Here is a 20,399-nt window from a genome sequence, read left to right on the forward strand (position 1 = left end):
TTTAAGTTTATGATGTTATTATTCCCTAATAATTGAAAATAATTAAATTATTAGATTGTTTTTTATTATTAAAACAAAAAGTCTAAGAACTTAAGTTCTTAGACTTTTCTTTTTTAATTAAAGTATATATCTGAAAATTCTATGCTTATTTTTTCCACTAAATCATGATCACTTTTACCTATAAGATCAGCTGCACACTCATCCTGTGCATCTGTAGAAAAGTAGTTTTTAGGAAGATTTATATAAAATTCGCTACCCTCTCCGTAAACACTTTCAACCCATATGTTTCCTCCATGCATTTCAACTAGGGATTTTACTAGGGAAAGACCTATTCCACTTCCTTCATGCTCTCTAATAAATGATTTATTAACTTGTCTAAACCTTTCGAAGATAGTGTTTAGGTTTTCTTGAGGTATTCCTATTCCTGTATCCTTTATGCATATTCTTATACTTTCATCTAAATCATATATATTAACAAAAATACTGTCATTAGCTCTTGTAAATTTAATTGCATTTGAAAGTAAGTTTAGTATTATTCTTTCAATTTTATCAGAATCGCATTTTATGTAAAATTCCTCTATGTCAGTATCAAACTCAACATTGATTTCTTTACTTCTTGCATAGTCAACTATGGATAAAGTAATATCCTCTACTAATGATACTATATTTAAGGTTTTAAGTTCCAAATGTAGATAATTTGAGTCAAACTTAGTTATATCAATAATATTACTTATTATTCTAAGTAGTCTGTAGCAGTTTTGCTTTATTATTTGGTTGTTTTTTTCAACTGATCCTCTAATATTCCCTTCTTTTTTAAGATTAAGATTTACAAGTTGAAGTGAACCTAATATTACATTTAGAGGAGTTCGAAGTTCATGTGACATATTAGCAAAAAACTCTGTTTTTATCTTGTCATACTCTAAAGCTTCACTTAAAAGCTTTTCTTTCTCCTCTTTTTCCCTTTGGATTTTCTCCATCTTTCTTTTTTCACTTAAATCTCTTCCAACACATAAAACTTTTACTGGATAGTCATCCTCAGTTAAAACAATTGAATTTATTTCTACTTCCTTATATTCTCCATCCTTACTTACCATTTCTACTTCTAGGCCACTTAATTTTTTCTTATATAAAATGTTATATATCATATCTTTATTATTAGAAAAAATTTCATTATATTTTATATCACTTATATTTTTAACCCCAGTTGATTCAATAAATGCTTTATTAGCCTCTACAATACTATTATTTTTAGTATTTATTATAAATATATAATCAGGAGACATTTCAAAGAAACTTCTATATTTCTCCTCACTTTTCTTCGCCTTATAGTTAGCATATCTTATTTCTAACATTTGCTCCTTAAGTATAACTGGATATTTTATAAGAAGGTACAAGGTAATATAAGATACAATTGTAATAAAAATAGTTATAATCCTTCCTAAACTAAATAAGGGTATTGAATCTACTAAACTTTCCTTATCTATACTAAAAACCCAATAAGCATTAGGAAACCTTATAAATATTTTTTCTGGATCCTTTATTTTGTCCTGTGTATTTGAAAGTATAGTTGATATTTCATCTTCACTTTTATTTTCATTTATAGAGTATATCTCATATTTATATTTTTTTTCGAAATCTTTTTTTATTAGCTTTTTTAGCTCTGTTTCTTTTATAATACAATTAACATATCCCCACTTATCTCTTTTGCCAGTGTTATTTAAAAATACTGGGGCCCTTGCTATCATTGCCTTTTCCCCTGAAAAAAGAGTTAATACATCACTTACATAAAGCTGCTTATTGTATTTCGCGAGGGATTCTTCAACATTTAAATTTGGTTGGCGCTCATATATGTTTTCATTTAAAAACACATCATTTTCTTCCACTTCAGGGTATACATATTTGATTATCCCTGCAGGTGCAATTTCAATTAGATATCCAAAGTTGTAATTTTCCATAAACCCCTTAACTATCCTACCAATATCTTCAGTACCCCCATTTTGAGCAATAATGTATGATAAGGTATGGGATATTGAAATTGACGTATTCACATATTGACTTATGGCATTAGCTATTTTATTTCCCTCAGCTGTTAAATCACTTCTCTTTTGTTCTATTTGATTTTTCTCATATAAATCAACAGTTATATTACCAACTACAAAAATAAAAATTGAAAAAATAAACGCGCATATATGTATCTTATACCTTTTCACTTAACAATCACATCTCCTGCCCAAAATCTCTTCAAATTATACATTAAGCTACCATAAATTACAATTTTCATTTTATTATATAATTAGACAAAAACACTCCCATACCTACCCATATTTACGAGTGTTTTTGTCTTAATTTGTTATATAATGTCTAGTATGCTCCTAAACTATATATTTTTTAATAAAAAGTCCATAAATTTTTTACATAGAAGCTAATAAATAACACTCATAAACTTCTTATTTTCAACTAATTTAGATTTTATATTTAAAATCAATATAGGTTTTTTGTAACTTTATCCACACTATGTATAATTCTTTCGAAATCAATTGTTTTTAATTCATAATTCTCAAGTAAAACTTTCCCATTAACTATTACATGTGAAACATCGCTAGCTTGTGCAGAGTAAACAATAGATGAAACAATATCAAGCCTAGGATACAGATGTGGTTTATTAAAATCCACTATAATTAAATCTGCTTTTTTTCCTACTTCTATAGACCCAGTATTTTCATCTAATCCCATAGCCTTTGCACCATTAATAGTCGCCATTTCTATAGCTTTAATAGCAGGAACAACTGTTGTATCTTCACATAGTGCTTTATTTAAAATTGATGCAAGATTCATTTCTTCGAACATATTTTGATTATTATTACTTGCTGCCCCATCGGTTCCAAGTGCTACATTAATACCCTTATCTAAAAGTTTTTTAACTGGAGCAAATCCGCTACCTAGCTTTAAATTACTTCCCGGATTATTTGCTACTGATACTTTGTTTTTAGCTATTATATCAATGTCCTTATCTGATAAGTGAACACAGTGTGCCGCTAGTGTCTTGAATCTAAATAATCCTAATTCCTCCATATGTTCTATAGGGGACTTACCATATTTCTCTAGACACTCTTTAACCTCTTCTCTAGTTTCAGATAAGTGCATATGCATAGGAATGTTTAGTTCATCTGCAAGATTCATAATGGAATGTATGTATTTATCACTACATGTATAGGGAGCATGAGGAGCTGCCATTACAGTTATTCTACCTTCAGCTGCACCATAATAATTTCTATATAAACTTCTAACCTCAGAAAATGTACTGTCATTAGTAGAATCCTCTCCCATCATTCCCCTTGAAATAGCAGCTCTTATTCCTGTTTCATCAACGGCTCTCGCTATTTCCTCTACACCAAAATACATATCACAAAATGCAGTAGTTCCACCTTTTATCATCTCTGCAATACTTAGCATACTCCCTAGGTAAACGTGCTCTGATGTAAACCTATCCTCTATAGGCCATATCTTTTTAGATAGCCATTGAAATAATGGAAGGTCATCTGCATAATTTCTAAGCAGCGACATAGGGATGTGTGTATGAGAATTATTCATACCTGGCATAACAACTTTATCTTTTGAGTCAATTATTTTATCTGGATTAAATCCTTCTTCTATATCACCTATAAACTTTATAGTAGTATTTTCTATTCCTATGTTGGCGTTTTGAAAAATCTCTCTATCTTTACTCATTGTAATGATAGATGCGTTTTTTATTAAAATTTTCATCTAAAATCCAACTCCTTAATATAAAAAACTATTATCCGATAGCTAACAGATACTAATACTCTTAACTTTATAAGTAATGCTATAAACACCATTAAGCTTTTGGATAACTTCTTCTAGAATCATAGATAGTTAAAACTCCCAATAATTCAAGAATTCTGTTTATTTGTTATCATATAATTTTTACACTTTAGATGTCAAACATTAGTCCTTTATATGCTATAATTAGACTTATAACTTGTTTTTTTTCGTTATTTAAATTTTATCTTGAAAAGTACATAAAATAGCACTTCTTTAAAAATAATTTTAATTAATTTGTAAATAACTAGTTATTATTTTTTCATATTATTAAATAGTGCTAATAACAGGGGGATTTTTTTTATTATGAGAAATAGAAAAACATATCGAAAATTGCAAAAGAAGAAAACTATAACAATTTCTTTTGTAACACTTACTTTATTGATTATACTTTCATTTATTGGAGTTAAAACATATACCTATATTTCAACTCCTAGGGTTATCTCTCCAAAAGTTGAAAGTATTAAAACAAAGGAAAACACGGTTGTTAAGCCTAATGAAACAAAAAAGAATAATGTTAGTTTATCATTTCAAGATGGTAAAGAACTTGAAAGTACAGAATCAATACGTGTAACCGAAACTGGGAAACTTCCTGAGAGACAAGTATCAAAGGAAAAGGTTGCTTACCTGACGTTTGATGATGGTCCAACTGCTAATGTTACTCCAGTAGTACTAGAGGTTTTAAAAAAACATAATGTAAAGGCTACCTTCTTTGTACTTGGAAAAATGGCTGAAAAGCATCCAGAAATATTAAAAAAAGAATTTAATGATGGTCACCTTATAGGTAACCACACATATTCCCATGACTATAAGTATATATATTCCACTCCTGATAATTTTATATCTGATATCAAAAAGGGAGAGGAAACTATAAATAAAATCTTAGGACTTGATGGGAAAGTACAAATAATTAGGTTTCCTGGGGGATCCTTTCCAAAGAAACTTGAAAATTATAGACAAGCTGCTGCTAAAAATGGCTACTACTATATAGATTGGAACTCTCTAAATGGTGATGCCGAAGGTGGAAAGAAAAATGAAGCACAATTGATAGATAGATTAATAAAAACATCTAAGGGAAAAAAGGAACTTGTTATATTAATGCATGATGCAGCAACTAAAATGGCCACAGCTAATTCACTTGGACAAATTATTGAATACTTAAAGTCTAGTGGATATAGATTTGACACACTTAACAACTACTATAAATAGATCTGATTAATTCATTTACACTAGAAAGGATGAACTTATGAGAAGACGTAGAAAAACCTCTCTTATAAAGAAAATACTGTTATCTTCACTAGTTATTATCTTAGTATCTACTTTATCTGCAGGAGCGTATTTTACCTATCAACTAAGTAGACTTAAACAAAGTCATTTAAGCCTAGATGATATAGGAATAGATTTAAACTCTAAAGATAATGTTGAAAATAAATACAAAGATTACAGCTCAGATATAACAAACATTGCACTTTTTGGAGTAGACTCAAGACATGTAAAGGAAGGGGATGTTTCTCATTCTGACTCAATGATGATTTTATCTATTGATAAGAAACATAAAAAAATAAAACTTTCTTCAGTACTTAGAGATAGTAATGTAAAAATTGAAGGTCATGGAGAAACTAAGCTAACACATGCATATGCCTATGGAGGGCCAAAACTTGCTATTAAAACACTTAACCAAAACTTTAATTTAAATATTCAAGATTATATTACAGTTGATTTCTCGGGTTTAACTGAGATAATTAATGAGCTTGGAGGTATTGAGGTAAATATCAAAGAAAATGAAATACCTCAAATAAACAAATATGGAAAAGAAATTGCTCAGATTATGAAAGAAGAATATATACCTGTTGAAAATGAGGGACTTCAAGTATTAAATGGGCATCAAGCTACAGCCTATGCTAGAATTAGAAAGGTTGGAAATGGTGACTTTGATAGAGCTGAAAGACAAAAAACAGTTTTAATTGAAATAGCTAATAAAATTCAGCTTCAAGGTGTAACAAAATATCCTTCTCTAATATCAAAGCTTATACCATATGCTGAAACAAGCCTTTCTACTAAAGAAATTCTTGGTATGGCAACTGATTGTATAACAAAGGGAATTACTGCTATAGACTGGTATAGATTCCCACTTGATGGTTATTGTGATAAATTAATAAAGAATAACACCTGGTATCTATGGATAGATATACCTGCAACTACTGAACACATTCATAAATTTATATATGAAGACGTTAAAACTACCCCAGGAGAGCCTAAATTCTAATTTGTAATAACTTCCCTAGCTACCTTTAGCTGGGGAATATTTTTTAATAACTTTGCGAGGTGATTATATGAGTAAAAAAATTAAAGCTTTAATAGTTGAAGATGAACTTTCAATTAGAAAATTCATTGCTATAAATCTTTCAAGAAATGAATTTGAGGTTGAGGAAGCCGAATGTGGTGAACAGGCGCTTGAAAAAGTAGAAACCTTTAAACCATTAGTTGTTGTACTTGACGTTATGATGCCTGGAATTGATGGATTTGAAGTATGTAAAAGAATTCGTGATAAAAATAAAGATATCATAATCATTATGCTTACTGCAAAGGGGCAAGATATGGATAAAATAATGGGGCTTGATATAGGTGCAGATGATTATATGGTAAAACCTTTTAATCCTCTTGAACTTATGGCTAGGATTAGAGCCATAGTTAGAAGATCTAAGGGTATACTTGAAAATGATAACTTAACAATAAAATATGCTGATCTTTTAATAGATCTTAAGTCTCAAAGGTTTTTTAAAAATTCAACACAACTAGATCTTACTCCAACAGAATTTTCACTTATTAAATTATTCCTAAAAAATCCGGGAAAGGCATTTAATAGAGATGAAATTCTAAATAAAATTTGGGGAGAAGACTATTTTGGTGATACTAAAACTGTAGATGTCCATATAAGAAGATTACGAGAAAAAATTGAAGATATCCCTTCTACTCCTAAATATATAGAGACTGTTTGGGGGGTAGGTTATAGGTTAAAAGAGGAGATTTAATTCATGAAAAAAAGTATTAAAAGAAGACTCCTTACTAACTTTGTACTTATTATAATTTCTATGGTAGTTATATTAGAACTTTTGTTTATTAACACTGTAAAAGGAAATTACTACAAGAACTTAGAACAAAATATGTTAAACCAAATAAAAATATCATCCGACTTATACCTGAAGTATTTTTCAGATTCCTCATTATATGAAAACGTACTTAATAATGTGGATACCTACTGGAAGCAAACAACAGCACAGGTTCAAATTATTGACCTAAATGGACGTGTGATTATGGATTCTATCGGTTCTTCACCTAAAAATATTAGGGATTATAGTGACGTAGCATTGGCACTTAAAGGAGAAACAGGTACATTAATTGGCAAAAGTGATAATTATTCCGAGGAGGTTATGTCAGTATCATATCCCCTTAACTCGTCACACGAACAAGTTGGTGTGATAAGATTCGTAACTTCCCTTAAGGAAATAAATAATGATATTAGAAATATTACATTCATTTTTATTTCTATCGGTGGACTCGCTATATTACTTGGAATAGCAGTTATATTCATACTTACCAAAACAATTACTGGACCACTAAATGAAGTTACTAAGGTTGCTGCAATAATGGCAAGCGGTAATTTTAAGGTTAAAAGCAAAAAGTTCTACGAAGATGAAATAGGAAAACTTTCAGATACCCTTAATTATTTGTCAGAGGAAATCCTTACTAAAGAAGAGCTTAAAAATGATTTTATATCCTCTGTTTCACACGAACTTCGAACACCGCTAACTTCTATTAAGGGATGGGCTATAACTCTCAAAGAGTTTAATAATGACAAGGATATGTTAATTGATGGACTAGATATAATAGAAAAAGAAAGTGATAGATTAACAGGAATGGTTGAAGAATTATTAGATTTTTCAAAGTTTGTCTCTGGAAAAATCACACTTCATAATAGAAAAGTTAATATTGAAAACCTAATAGAGCATATAAAGAAGCAGTATATTCCAAGGGCAAATAGAGAAAATATAAAATTCACAGTAGAGTATAATGATATTCCAAATATAGTATGTGATGATAATAGATTAAAACAGGTTTTTATTAATTTACTTGATAATGCCTTTAAGTTTACGCCAAATGGTGGAGAAGTAAAATTCTTAGCAAATATTGAGAATAATAATATTATCTTCAAAGTACTCGATACTGGATGCGGTATTTCACCTGAAGACTTACCAAAAGTTAAGGAAAAGTTTTTCAAAGGTAAAAATAGTAACTCTAAAAATGGAATTGGTCTTTCAATTTGTGATGAGATAATTTCTATGATGAATGGAAGTTTTATCATAGAAAGTAAGTTAAGCGAAGGTACTACTGTTATTGTTTCCATTCCTATTACAGAGGAGCGTTAATTATGAAAAAGATACTTACACTTACTCTATTGATGATTTTTTTAACCTCTTGTTCATTTTCATCTCCATCTGGCTATGGTCAAAAAATAACTCCTCCAGCAAATGTAGAGTCTCCTATGTTTGGTGAATGGATTGTGAAAAAAACACTTACACAAAAGGATAAAAAAGTAGATAATGATGTTTATTCAGAACTACTTACTAAGGGTTTTAAAATCACAAAGGACTATTTTATTATTGACAACTATTATTGGAATGATCTTAGTTTAAAAACAAAGCTAGTTAGTTCTAATGATTATTTAAATTCTGTAGGTGCCAAACTTCCACAAATAATTTCAGGCTTAAAAAATGAGCTTGAGGTTTTTAGTATAACATCTAAATCTAAATTATTATGTGAATTAACGCTGTTAACAAAAAATACAGGGCTTTTAGATATATATGGTAGTATATATGAAGTTTCTAAAAAATCTTCATATAATAATGTAAATATTTCATCTTTAAAGCCTGCATCTACTATTTCTTTTTATCAAAAATCTATGACTAACTCTAAAACTGGAGTTTTAATCGGACTTAAAACCCCTGATAATGATGATAATGCTAATAATTCATTTAAGTACAGAACCCTTTGGATTTCAAAATCAAATGATCAATTAAACCCTATTCTTGAAATAGATACTATGATATTTCCAAGAAAAAACGGGTTTTGGACATTATCTGAAGATATAATATCTAAAAATAATATTCGAGAAAATATATTCGTTCCTAAGGATTTATCTCAGACTAAACCAGCTCCTGTAAACAAAAAACCCTTAATAACAGAACAGACTCTTCATGGATATAGTAATGGAAATATATTAAAAGAAGTTACTTATATATGTAATGATTATATATCTGTAAAGATAACTGGAAATGCTATGAAAAATGGTGTAAATGAACCTATTAACAAGCTACACATGTATCCGATTTCTAGCCTTCCATATGAGAATTCTATGTCTATTGAAGATATTTTTAGAGGTTCCTCGGTTGATTTTATACGTGGTGAATTTTTCTCAGCATTAAAGACCATAAATGGATCAAACATCTCATTTATAAATGCTGATGAACAAAGTCAAAACATCGGTATAACTAGACGAGACTCTCACTGGTTATTTACAGGAAGAATTGGTTATTTCATTAATAATAAATTCAGAACACTAGATTATAACTTAAGTGTAATACCTCCCTCAAATATAGTTTTTTATGATAATTTATACGCACCGCTTCATGAAGTCAAAGAGTCTATCCCTTATGCTAAAGATGCTTTTTCTTCACCTGATAATAGTATGGCATTAATCCAAACTGAAAATTACTTATATGTATATAGCATTAAAGAAACTCCTTTTGCTACTATGGAAATAGCTAAGACTCCTTTAGCAAAAATAAAACTTAAAGATGGTGAAAGTGTTATTATGTCCGAATGGGCTGGAGGGGAATATGTTAACTCATGGAACAACTTTATGAAATCCTATAATCCATCAAAAACATTAAAGAAATAGGGCTAAAATTGTAGCCCTATTCTATTTTATATATTAATCTTATAAGCATCATTATATTGTATTAGTACAAAAAACAGAATAACCCTAGACCGAACCTAGGGTTGTTCTTTATTATCATAAATAATGGTTGGGGAACCAAATATTATTGATAATAAAAATTAATTCAATTACTTTAGGATTACTAGTTTTATAATTACCATATTATTATATCACATTTCTACAATTTTTCAACAATATACAACATTTTTTTCAATAAATTTTATTTTATGTTTATACTTATTTTTAGGATTTTGTATCCTTGGATTAGATAAATTAAAACCTCACAAAGTATAATTACATTAAATGCTAGATTTGCTATAGCTATAATCAATACTAATGAGTATGGATATGCAAATATCTCAAGTAACATAAAAGAAATAAAAACTACTAATACCTCTATTACTGACATAATTATTCTTTTTTCGGCAATAGGAATATAATTCGATATGAAATAGAATCCAAATCCAGTTAGTAAAAATACAAATATTATAGGAAATATCATTCTTAAAGAAATGCTTTCATGCCAAGGGATAACTGTGAAAATGGAGCTATATATAAAAATGCAACAAATAATCCCTAAAATATCTAATAAACTTATTCCTACAAATAACATTTTCCTAGTTAAATTCGAGTTCATATTCTACTCCTTAAATTACTATATTACATAATATGCCTAAACCTGAGATTACTTTACTTAATTTATCATTTTAATCTTGATTAAAAATTATATGCTATAAAAATATGAAAAGCTTTTTAGTACATATTCATGATCATCTACTCCTGCAAGCTCCCTTATTGAATGCATAGCAAGAACTGGAGATCCCATATCTACTGTATTTATTTCTAATTGTGTAGATGAAATAGGTCCAAGTGTTGATCCACCTCTTTCATCTGACCTATTACAGAATTTTTGAAATGGAACCCTTGCACCTTTACAAATTTCTTCATAAACCGCACTAGAAAAACTATCTGTAGTATAACTTCCACTAGAAGACACTTTAATAACAGGCCCTTTATTAATAATAGGTCTTAATATTGGATCATGTTTTTCACTTCTGTTTGGATGAACTGCATGTGCAAGGTCTGCTGATATCATGAAAGAATGTGAAATACTTCTTAGAAAATCCTCCCTTGTTTTATTTAAAGATAGGGCTATTCTCTCTAGTGTATTAGATAGAAGCTTTGAATCTCCACCTTGCTTAGTTGCACTACCTATTTCTTCATTATCAAAACATACAAATACCTTAGTTGCACTACAAATACTAGAATTTATAATTGCTTCTAATGATGCATGTGCCATAGCTAAATCATCAAGTCTTGATGCTGATATAAATTCGTTGTTCATTCCTATTATGGAGCCTTTTTCTACAGCATATAAAAATAATTCAAAGTCTAAAATTTCATCATTTTTAACACCTAGTATGCTACTTATCTCATTTATTATATAATCATTATTATTTAAACTATCTTCAATAATTCCTAAAAGAGGCAAGGTATCTATTTGTTTATTAAGTTCAATTCCTGAGTTTACGTTTTTATTTAAATGAATTGCTAAGTTCGGAATTATAAGTATTGGTTTTTTTAGGTCTACTACTTTATTTTTAGGCTTTAAAGGATTACCTGATTTTAGGGTTACTCTTCCTGCTAGGGATAAGGGTCTGTCTAACCATGTATTTAAAATTGGTCCACCATAACTTTCCGTATTAAGCTTAAGATATCCATTTGATTTTATATAAGGACTTGGCTTAACCTTAAATCCTGGTGAGTCTGTATGAGATGAAATTATCTTAAATCCATGCTCCTCTATCTCACCTTCACCAACTACAAATGCAATAATAGCTGAATCATTTTTCTCAACAAAATATTTTCCACCCTTTGATAACTTCCATGATTCCTCATAGGAAAGAGGAGTAAATCCTTCCTTTGTTAGCCTTTCTTTAATATTTTCTACTGCCTGAAAAGCTGAAGGGCTCCTATCAATAAAATCTATTAGATCCTTTGCTAAATCATACTTGTTCATATAAACATCTCCTTTAAATATCTATAAATTCTACTTTACCATCAGTGTATATAACAGCACTCCCTGGCTTTGAATCCTTAGGCAAAGATGCACTTGATGGGTTTATATAATGCACGCCATCTATTATCTCATTTTCTCTTATGTGAGTATGACCTCTTATAATTACATTTGCTTTATAATATTTAGCTAAGTCGATAAGTTCTTCCTTAGACTTTTTATCACCATGATTTACAATAAACCTTATACCATTAACTTCATAAAATACATACTCTAAAATAGGAAGTCCTATAATAGTAGAATCTACATCACTATCACAATTTCCCTTAGCAATAAGAATAGGTATATCACTTATCTTTATAAGCTCTGAAAGCTTTGATGGATTATACCCATCGAGAATTGGATTTCTAGGTCCATGATACAGCACATCTCCTGCACATAGAATCATGCTACATCCTTTAAATTTTTCCATAGCCTTCTCAAATATATGTGGATATCCATGAATATCGCTAATAATTCCTATCTTCATTCCTAACCCCTCCTTTTACAATAGTATAAATCAAAAACCCCTTCCATTATACCCTTATAATGCCACATTATATTTTATAAACAATAATTAATAATAAAAAGTGCCATGGACAATTTATCTTGTCAATGGCACAAAATTATCAAGCTATATAAATATTTATAATTATATATCAAATACATAGTCAAATGGCGTTTCTTGATATACAAAATAATTTAGCCAATTAGTAAATAATAAAGTAGCATGGGATTTCCATCTAACAATTGGCTCTTCATTTGGATCATCGTTTCTAAAGTAATTTTTAGGAAGCTTTATATCCATTCCCTTTGCAACGTCCCTATCATACTCAATTTTTAGTGAGCATGGATCATATTCAGCATGACCTGAAACAAATATTTGCTTTCCATCTCTTGATGCAACTATATATACACCTGAATCAGGGGATTCTGAAAGAATCTCAAGCTGTGGAATTTTATCTATATCCTCTCTTCTAACCTCTGTATGTCTTGAATGAGGTACGTAGAATATATCATCAAATCCTCTAACTAACTTACTATTGTTATTTAAAACATTATGCTCAAATACCCCAAAACATTTTTCATCTAGATTATATTTTGGTACACCATAGTGATAATATAGCCCTGCTTGTGATCCCCAACATATATGGAATGTTGAAAACACATTTATCTTCGTATAATCCATTATCTTTTTTAACTCTTCCCAATATGTTACATCTTCAAAATCAAGTGTCTCAACAGGTGCACCTGTAATAATCATTCCATCAAATCTTTCATTCTTTATATCATCGAAGGTCTTATAAAAACTAAATAAATGTTCCTTAGATGTATTTTTTGATTCATGGCTTGCCATATGAAGTAGAGTTATTTCGGTTTGTATTGGTATATTACTTAATAACCTCAAAAGTTGTATTTCTGTTTGAATCTTTTTAGGCATTAGATTAAGTATTGCTATTTTAATAGGTCGTATATCTTGAGTATGTGCTCTTCCCTCACACATAACAAATATATTTTCGTTTTCTAATACTTCCTTTGCAGGTAAATTCTTAGGTATAATAATTGGCATTTTCAGTCCCCCCTTATATAGTACTTAATGCCTCATTAAAGTCATTAGTAATAAACTGCATATCTTCTATGCTAGCAGATATTTTTGTATGGTTAGTTAATACCTACGATTATAATTCATCTTTTATAAATAATTTAAACTTGCCATTTTGCCTACAAAAACCCATATATAAAACCTATAACCCCTTTAACATAAAAAAGCCGCTTCCTTTGAAATAAGAAGCGACTAAGTTGCATCGTTATCTTATCTCCCAGGGAACACCTGCTGGATTTAGCACATTACTAGAATTAACTAGCTGTTGCCGGGTTTCATAGGGCCAGTCCCTCCACCGCTCTTGATAAGAATTAATATAATTTTATTGTTTGCTAGAAAGATGATACACCAAAGGTTATATCATTGTCAATATGTTTTTATTCTTCTTCACCACTAAAAGGCATATCAGCTTTGTAAGAACTTCTAACAAGTGGTCCTGACATTACAAACTTAATACCAGCTTCCTTAGCCTTATCTCTATATTCATCAAAAACTGTTGGGTGAACATATTCAATAACAGGATGATGCTTAAGTGATGGTCTTAGGTATTGTCCTACTGTTAATATATCACAGCCTTGGCTAACTAAATCACCAAATAATTCAAAAACTTGTTCCTTAGTTTCTCCAAGTCCTACCATTATACCTGACTTTGTAAGTATTGAACTATCTATTTCCTTAACTCTTTTAAGTAGTTCCATTGAACGCTCATAAATAGCCATTGGTCTAACATTTTTATATAGTGATTTTACAGTTTCTACATTATGATTTAAAACATCAGGCTTTGCATCAACAATAACCTTTAAAGCATCCCAGTTCCCTCTAAGGTCTGATATTAAAACTTCTATAGTTACATTTTTATTTAGTTTTCTAATTTCCTTAATACATTCTGCAAAATGTGCAGCTCCACCATCTTTTAGATCATCTCTTGTTACTGTTGTTATAACAACGTGACGAAGACCTAATTTCTCTACTGCTACTGCAATGTTTTTTGGTTCCTCAGGATTAACTTCTTCAGTACGTCCCTTTGTTACGTTACAGAAAGTACAATTTCTTGTACATACATTACCAAGAATCATAAACGTAGCTGTTTTTCTATTATAACACTCCATTTTGTTTGGACAATTTGCTTCCTTACATACTGTGTTTAAAGCAAGACTATCTAGTGCTTTATATACTTCATTAGCTTTTTGATCCCCTTGAACTTTAATTCTAAGCCATTCTGGCTTTCTTCCTATTTTTACAGTTTCCAATACACTCACTCCTTAACCTTAGTTAAATAATAAACTTATAATCTCTTCTGTTTTTATATTATTTATATAACTCGTAGCATCAATTTCAGATAATATATTTTTTATTTCTTCTTCATCATGTTTTTTCCCAATAAAATATGACTCAAATTCACCTATATCCTTTTTACCGAAAAAGTCTCCACAGAATTTAATTTCTTTTATAAGACCTTTTTCAACATTAACAAATACTTCTACAACACCTGATGCAAACTTGTCCTCACTATGAAAATCATATTTAGGAGAATTTCCAAAATTCCATTCCCAAGTTGAATACTTATTATCTATAATCTTTTGTATTTCACTAATATCATGTTCTGTAAATTCATAAATCTTAGCATCTTCTAAGTTACTTACTACATGATTTATTACATATTCTTTAAAGTCTTCAACTGAAAGAGGATTTTCCATATGATTCACTATATTTGTAACTCTACCCTTTACAGATTTCACTGCCTTATCTTTGAACTTTACAGGTCTAACATTTAACCCTCCTATAAGTTCACTTAAATCTGCTGAATAAAGTAATGTTCCATGATGAAGAATTCTTCCTTTATGTCTGTACTGTGCATTTCCTGATATCTTCTTTCCATCAATGGTAATATCATTTCTTCCTGAAAACTCAACATCTTTAATTCCAAGATTTATTAATGATGAAATAATAGGTCTTGCAAAACTTTCAAAGTCTGCAAACTTACTTTCATCTATGTTAGATATAAAAGTAAAGCATAAATTTCCTTCATCGCAGAAAACCGCTCCCCCTCCAGACATTCTTCTAACAATAGTTATATCTTTTTCCTTTACATAGTCTAAATTTATTTCAGACAATGTGTTTTGGTTTTTTCCAACAAGAATTGACTTTGTATTTCTCCAAAGTATAAAACATTCTTGGTTAAAATTTTCCATCAAATAATCTTCAGCTGCATGGTTAAAATATGGATTCATATAATCATGTTTTACTATTAGCAAAAAAATCACCTAGCCTATTAAAGATTTTGCAATATTTACTTAAAACCGTTGCAATTTTCTTCATTATAGCAAAGTTATAATTTCATTTCTATTTTAATTTAAAATATAACAATAGATATATAGGTATAATATTTAAATTTTATATAATTATATCACTATACATTTACCTGTATAATGCCCTAAAATATACATATATAAGGACTTTTCTAGCATTTAAAGGTAGTTATTCATGCTATATATAGTAATATGATTGTATATTTATACTAGTAACAATATTAGTTCTTTTTCAACATTATACTATATTTTACTATAAAAAAGATGTTACTTTGTTATAAATTTATCCTATTACATCTTTTATAATCCTTAAGGAGTTCTTATACATTATCTTTTCAATTTCATTATGGGAAAAATCATTTTTTGAAAGTATTGCCTCTAAATACTGCATATATGATGCATCTTTTATTTCAACTTCATTTGGTATTCCATCAAAATCGCTCCCTAAAGCTAAAACTTCTATTCCACCTTTATTTTTTATGTGCTTTAAATGAAGAATCATATCCTCTACCCTTGCTATATCACTTTTTCCTAAAAAGTCAGATGCAAAGTTCAAACCTATAACTCCACCTAATTCTCCAATTTTTCTAATCATATCATCTGTTAAATTTCTTGAATGATTAGTTAACTCTCTTGAATTAGAATGTGATGCTACAAATGGTTTCTTATCTAGCTTACATATTTCATATACATCATTAAATCCTCTATCAGAAAGATGCGATACATCAACAATTATACCAAGATGATTCATAGATTCAACAGCCTTTTTTCCAAAATCTTTAAGAGGTAAATTTTCACAATGACAATGTGGATATCCATTAGAATTTTCAAAGTTCCATGTAAGACCAATAAGCCTTACCCCCCTTTTATAAAAATGCTCTATATTACTTAAGTTCCCTTCAATCGCTTCCCCTTCTTCGATAGTTAATATAGCCGATATTTTTTCATTTTCATTATTTTTTAATATATCTTTATAGCATAATGCTATAGACAGATCATCATTTTTCTCAATTTCAGTTAGAAATTTATCTATCATTAGGTTTGCGGTTTCATATGGAGATTTTATCTTATCAAGCTCGAAAAATGTAGCAAAAAATTGAGCTGTATATCCTCCGACCTTCATTTTTTCAATATTTACACTTAAATCTCCATTATAAAATTCTTTTTCATTATTATTAAAAAGCTCATAAATGGTATCACAATGCATATCAATTAATCTCATTATATAATTCCCCCTAAAAATTCTGAATATTGACGTTATATATATAAAAAAATTTTAATTTTATACACATACTATGTTTTACTTAGCAAATTTTATGATAAAATTATATTTATAAACTTACTCATATTATTTTATCACATTAGACAAGGGAGGTTATGGGCCGTGAGTAAATTAGCTAATATTGACTGGAATAATCTAGGTTTTAGTTATATTAAAACAGACTATCGTTATGTTTCAATTTGGAAAGATGGTAAATGGGATGATGGTAAATTAACTGAAGATAATACTCTTACAATAAGTGAGGCTTCAACAGCACTTCACTATGGACAACAATGTTTTGAAGGCCTTAAGGCATATAGAACAAAGGACGGTAAAATCCAATTATTTAGACCAGATGAAAATGCAAAGCGTATGAAAAAAAGCTGTGATAGGCTACTAATGCCTGAAGTACCTGTTGAAAAATTTATAGATGCATGTATGCAGGTTGTAAAAGCAAATTCACACTTTGTTCCACCATATGAAAGTGGAGCAACACTTTATTTAAGACCATTTGTTATAGGGGTTGGAGATAATATTGGAGTAAAAGCTGCTCCTGAATATATATTTAGTGTATTTTGTGTGCCTGTTGGACCATACTTTAAAAATGGTTTAGCACCAGTAAACTTTATAACTTCTGATTATGACAGAGCTGCACCATATGGTACAGGAGCTGCTAAGGTTGGAGGAAATTATGCAGCAAGTTTACTTTCACATGAAAAAGCTGCTGAAAAAGGTTTTTCTGATTGTATATACCTTGATCCTGCAACTCATACAAAGATTGAGGAAGTTGGTTCTGCAAACTTTTTTGGTATAACAAAGGATAATAAATTTATAACTCCAAAATCACCTTCAATACTTCCTAGTATAACTAAATATTCATTAATGCACATCGCAAAGGAATATCTAGGACTTGAAGTTGAAGAAGCTGATGTACCAATAGATAATATGGATATATTCTCTGAAACAGGAGCATGTGGAACTGCTGCTGTAATAACACCAATTGGTGGTATACAGCATCAAGGAAACCTTCATGTATTCTATAGTGAAACTGAAGTTGGTCCTGTAACTAAAAAACTTTATGAAACACTTTGTGGAATCCAATTTGGAGATGTTGAGGCACCTGAAGGATGGATATATGAAGTAAAGTAACATATTTAAAGGATACTTCCTATTCAAGGTAAGTATCCTTTACTTTTCTATTTTAATATCTTTTTTATTTTTTCTAACTTTCCTTTATATGGAGGATATCTTAGATTTGTATCAAAAAAATTATACTTTTTTAATATACTTTTAGAGTGAGTAAAGGTATCATAGCTAAATTTTCCATGATAACTACCAATACCACTATTACCAACTCCTCCAAATGGCATATGTGAAGAAGCTAAGTGAATTATCGTATCATTTACACATCCCCCTCCAAATGATACTTCATTTAGAATCTTTTTTTCAATGGATTTATTATCTGTAAATAAATATAAGGCTAGTGGCTTTGGCATCTCTATTATAAATGATATAGCCTCATTAACATCCTCATATTCTATTATTGGTAATATTGGTCCAAAAATTTCTTCTTTCATTATATTATCTTCCATTGATATATTATCAATTAATGTAGGTGATATTTTTCTGTTTTTTACATCTAGCTCTCCTCCAACTAATATATTCCCTGTATTTAAATAACTCTCTAGCCTTTCAAAATGCTTAATGTTAATTATCTTAGAATAGTCACTACTTTTTATTGGATTATCTCCATAAAACTTCTTAATATTTTCCTTAAAACACTCTATAAACTTACTTTTTACATCTTTATGTATTACAAGGTAATCAGGCGCTACACAAGTTTGGCCTGAATTTATAAATTTTCCCCATGCTATTTTTTTAGCAGCAGTGGATATATTACATTCTCTATCTACTATACAAGGACTTTTTCCACCAAGCTCTAGTGTTAAAGGGGTTAGGCTACTAGATGCTGCCTGCATAACTATTTTTCCCACCTCTACACTTCCTGTAAAAAATATATAATCAAACTTTTCTTTAAGTATTCTTTGATTTATTTCCCTTCCACCTTCTATAACCTTCACATATTCACTTTCAAATACCTCTTCAATAAGACTTTTTAGTAAACTAGATGTATAAGTAGAATATTCTGATGGCTTTATTACAGCACAGTTCCCTCCTGCTATTGCGCCAATTAAAGGTGCAATACTTAGCTGAAAGGGATAATTCCAAGGAGACATTATAAGAACCTTTCCGTAGGGTTCTCTATATATATAACTTTTCCCTGGAATTTGGGAAATAGATGTTTTAACCCTTTTTGGTTTTGACCACTTTCTTAGATTTTTTATTACAAAGTTTATTTCATCTAAAACAAAACCTATTTCAGTCATATAACTTTCGGCTTTGCTTTTACCAAGATCCCTTTTTAAAGCATCAAATATTGCATCTTCATATCTACATATCCCATTTTTAAGTTTAATTAAAGATGATATTCTAAAGTCTATATCCCTTGTTCTTCCAAGTTTAAAAAATTCATCTTGAGATTTAATTATCTCACCAATTTTATACATATAATTCCTCCAATAGTAATAAAATGCAATCAGTGCCTACATAGTATAGAATACTACTTTAGATTACTTGTTTCAACATTCCTATATGTATTATATTCTAGTATATAAAAATAACCTACTAAATACTTAGTAGGTTATTTTTGTATACCTATTTATTTTAAAAATTATATATATGATTATACTATAATACTTTATTAAAATGATGCTGGGGATGCTACAACAATCATTCTAGTTTCCTCATCCTGTAAGACATTCTCCCATCTATGTAACATACTGCTAGGATAATAAATACTATCCCCCTCTTCAAGTTCATAATCTCCAATGTCTTCTAAAATACATTTTAATTTCCCACTTAAAACATAAATAAATTCTTCCCCCTTATGATTTAATGGGGGTCCTGAGTTACTACCTGGACTAAAGGTTATTATATCAGGCTGCATTCTAAGATCTTTTCCTCTAGTTAACATCTCTTCATGCACTACTCCTTCCTCCCCAATATTTCTTATAAGAGCTCTTCTATCTTTTTTCCTAAAAACCTGTATATGCTCCTCCTCTGAATCTATAAAAAAATAAGATACCGACACATCCATAGCAGTTGCAATATTTTTCATAGTTAAGACATTCGGAATAGTTTTACCATTTTCTATTTTGCTAATTGCCCCTGGTGAAAGCCCAGTAATTGATGCAAGATCTCTTACGGATAAATTTTTCATTATTCTTTGGGTCCTTACTGCTTTTCCAATATCCACTTTATCACCTTCTATA

Annotated in this window: 17 protein-coding genes and 1 riboswitch; of the genes, 6 read left to right on the forward strand and 11 right to left on the reverse strand. The window is 29.6% G+C overall.

Features of this window, described 5'->3' with window-relative positions; genetic code table 11:
* Window positions 1–113 precede the first annotated feature (113 nt).
* Window positions 114–2,210, reverse strand: a complete 2,097-nt coding sequence (locus CLCY_RS13540; RefSeq protein WP_082141823.1) for an ATP-binding protein — start codon at window positions 2,208–2,210, stop codon at window positions 114–116.
* A gap of 271 nt (window positions 2,211–2,481) precedes the next feature.
* Window positions 2,482–3,765, reverse strand: coding sequence for an amidohydrolase (locus CLCY_RS12690; RefSeq protein ID WP_048571509.1), 1,284 nt, complete (start codon window positions 3,763–3,765; stop codon window positions 2,482–2,484).
* A gap of 381 nt (window positions 3,766–4,146) precedes the next feature.
* Between CLCY_RS12690 and CLCY_RS12695 the strand changes: the two genes are divergently transcribed.
* From CLCY_RS12695 to CLCY_RS12715, 5 genes are all read left to right on the forward strand, one after another.
* On the forward strand, window positions 4,147–5,049 hold the full coding sequence (locus tag CLCY_RS12695) for a polysaccharide deacetylase family protein (protein WP_053083332.1): 903 nt from the start codon (window positions 4,147–4,149) through the stop codon (window positions 5,047–5,049).
* A gap of 37 nt (window positions 5,050–5,086) precedes the next feature.
* On the forward strand, window positions 5,087–6,106 hold the full coding sequence (locus CLCY_RS12700; RefSeq protein WP_048571510.1) for an LCP family protein: 1,020 nt from the start codon (window positions 5,087–5,089) through the stop codon (window positions 6,104–6,106).
* Window positions 6,107–6,173: 67 nt separating this feature from the next.
* Complete coding sequence (locus tag CLCY_RS12705) at window positions 6,174–6,872, forward strand: response regulator transcription factor (RefSeq protein WP_048571511.1); 699 nt, start codon at window positions 6,174–6,176, stop codon at window positions 6,870–6,872.
* A gap of 3 nt (window positions 6,873–6,875) precedes the next feature.
* Entirely contained in the window at window positions 6,876–8,267 is a 1,392-nt protein-coding gene (locus tag CLCY_RS12710) for a sensor histidine kinase (protein WP_048571512.1), read from the forward strand.
* A 2-nt stretch (window positions 8,268–8,269) separates the two neighbouring features.
* A complete protein-coding gene (locus CLCY_RS12715) occupies window positions 8,270–9,799 on the forward strand; it encodes a hypothetical protein (RefSeq protein ID WP_048571513.1) in 1,530 nt (509 codons plus the stop codon).
* A gap of 259 nt (window positions 9,800–10,058) precedes the next feature.
* Here CLCY_RS12715 and CLCY_RS12720 read toward each other — a convergent pair whose 3' ends face one another.
* The 7 genes from CLCY_RS12720 to CLCY_RS12750 form a co-directional block, all read right to left on the reverse strand.
* Complete coding sequence (locus CLCY_RS12720; protein ID WP_048571514.1) at window positions 10,059–10,475, reverse strand: hypothetical protein; 417 nt, start codon at window positions 10,473–10,475, stop codon at window positions 10,059–10,061.
* A gap of 87 nt (window positions 10,476–10,562) precedes the next feature.
* A complete protein-coding gene (locus tag CLCY_RS12725; RefSeq protein ID WP_048571515.1) occupies window positions 10,563–11,858 on the reverse strand; it encodes a M18 family aminopeptidase in 1,296 nt (431 codons plus the stop codon).
* A gap of 13 nt (window positions 11,859–11,871) precedes the next feature.
* Entirely contained in the window at window positions 11,872–12,384 is a 513-nt protein-coding gene (gene yfcE, locus CLCY_RS12730; RefSeq protein WP_048571516.1) for a phosphodiesterase, read from the reverse strand.
* Between the two features lie 162 nt (window positions 12,385–12,546).
* Window positions 12,547–13,464, reverse strand: coding sequence for a homoserine O-acetyltransferase MetA (metA, locus tag CLCY_RS12735; protein ID WP_048571517.1), 918 nt, complete (start codon window positions 13,462–13,464; stop codon window positions 12,547–12,549).
* Window positions 13,465–13,704: 240 nt separating this feature from the next.
* A riboswitch (SAM riboswitch) is annotated at window positions 13,705–13,808 on the reverse strand.
* A 66-nt stretch (window positions 13,809–13,874) separates the two neighbouring features.
* Entirely contained in the window at window positions 13,875–14,747 is an 873-nt protein-coding gene (gene lipA / locus CLCY_RS12740; protein ID WP_242844981.1) for a lipoyl synthase, read from the reverse strand.
* Between the two features lie 18 nt (window positions 14,748–14,765).
* The gene (gene lplA, locus CLCY_RS12745) at window positions 14,766–15,752 is read right to left on the reverse strand and encodes a lipoate--protein ligase (RefSeq protein WP_048571518.1); all 987 of its coding nucleotides are present in this window, start codon (window positions 15,750–15,752) and stop codon (window positions 14,766–14,768) included.
* 337 nt (window positions 15,753–16,089) lie between these two features.
* Entirely contained in the window at window positions 16,090–17,028 is a 939-nt protein-coding gene (locus tag CLCY_RS12750) for a dipeptidase (protein WP_048571519.1), read from the reverse strand.
* 162 nt (window positions 17,029–17,190) lie between these two features.
* On the opposite strand from CLCY_RS12750, the gene CLCY_RS12755 reads away from it, so the two are divergent.
* Complete coding sequence (locus CLCY_RS12755) at window positions 17,191–18,216, forward strand: branched-chain amino acid aminotransferase (RefSeq protein ID WP_048571520.1); 1,026 nt, start codon at window positions 17,191–17,193, stop codon at window positions 18,214–18,216.
* A gap of 47 nt (window positions 18,217–18,263) precedes the next feature.
* On the opposite strand, the gene CLCY_RS12760 is transcribed toward CLCY_RS12755, so the two are convergent.
* Both CLCY_RS12760 and CLCY_RS12765 read right to left on the reverse strand, forming a co-directional pair.
* On the reverse strand, window positions 18,264–19,634 hold the full coding sequence (locus CLCY_RS12760; protein WP_048571521.1) for an aldehyde dehydrogenase: 1,371 nt from the start codon (window positions 19,632–19,634) through the stop codon (window positions 18,264–18,266).
* A 194-nt stretch (window positions 19,635–19,828) separates the two neighbouring features.
* Complete coding sequence (locus CLCY_RS12765; protein WP_048571522.1) at window positions 19,829–20,383, reverse strand: helix-turn-helix domain-containing protein; 555 nt, start codon at window positions 20,381–20,383, stop codon at window positions 19,829–19,831.
* Between the last annotated feature and the right edge of the window lie 16 nt (window positions 20,384–20,399).

Source organism: Clostridium cylindrosporum DSM 605 (genome assembly GCF_001047375.1).
Lineage (GTDB): Bacteria > Bacillota > Clostridia > Clostridiales > Caloramatoraceae > Clostridium_AB > Clostridium_AB cylindrosporum.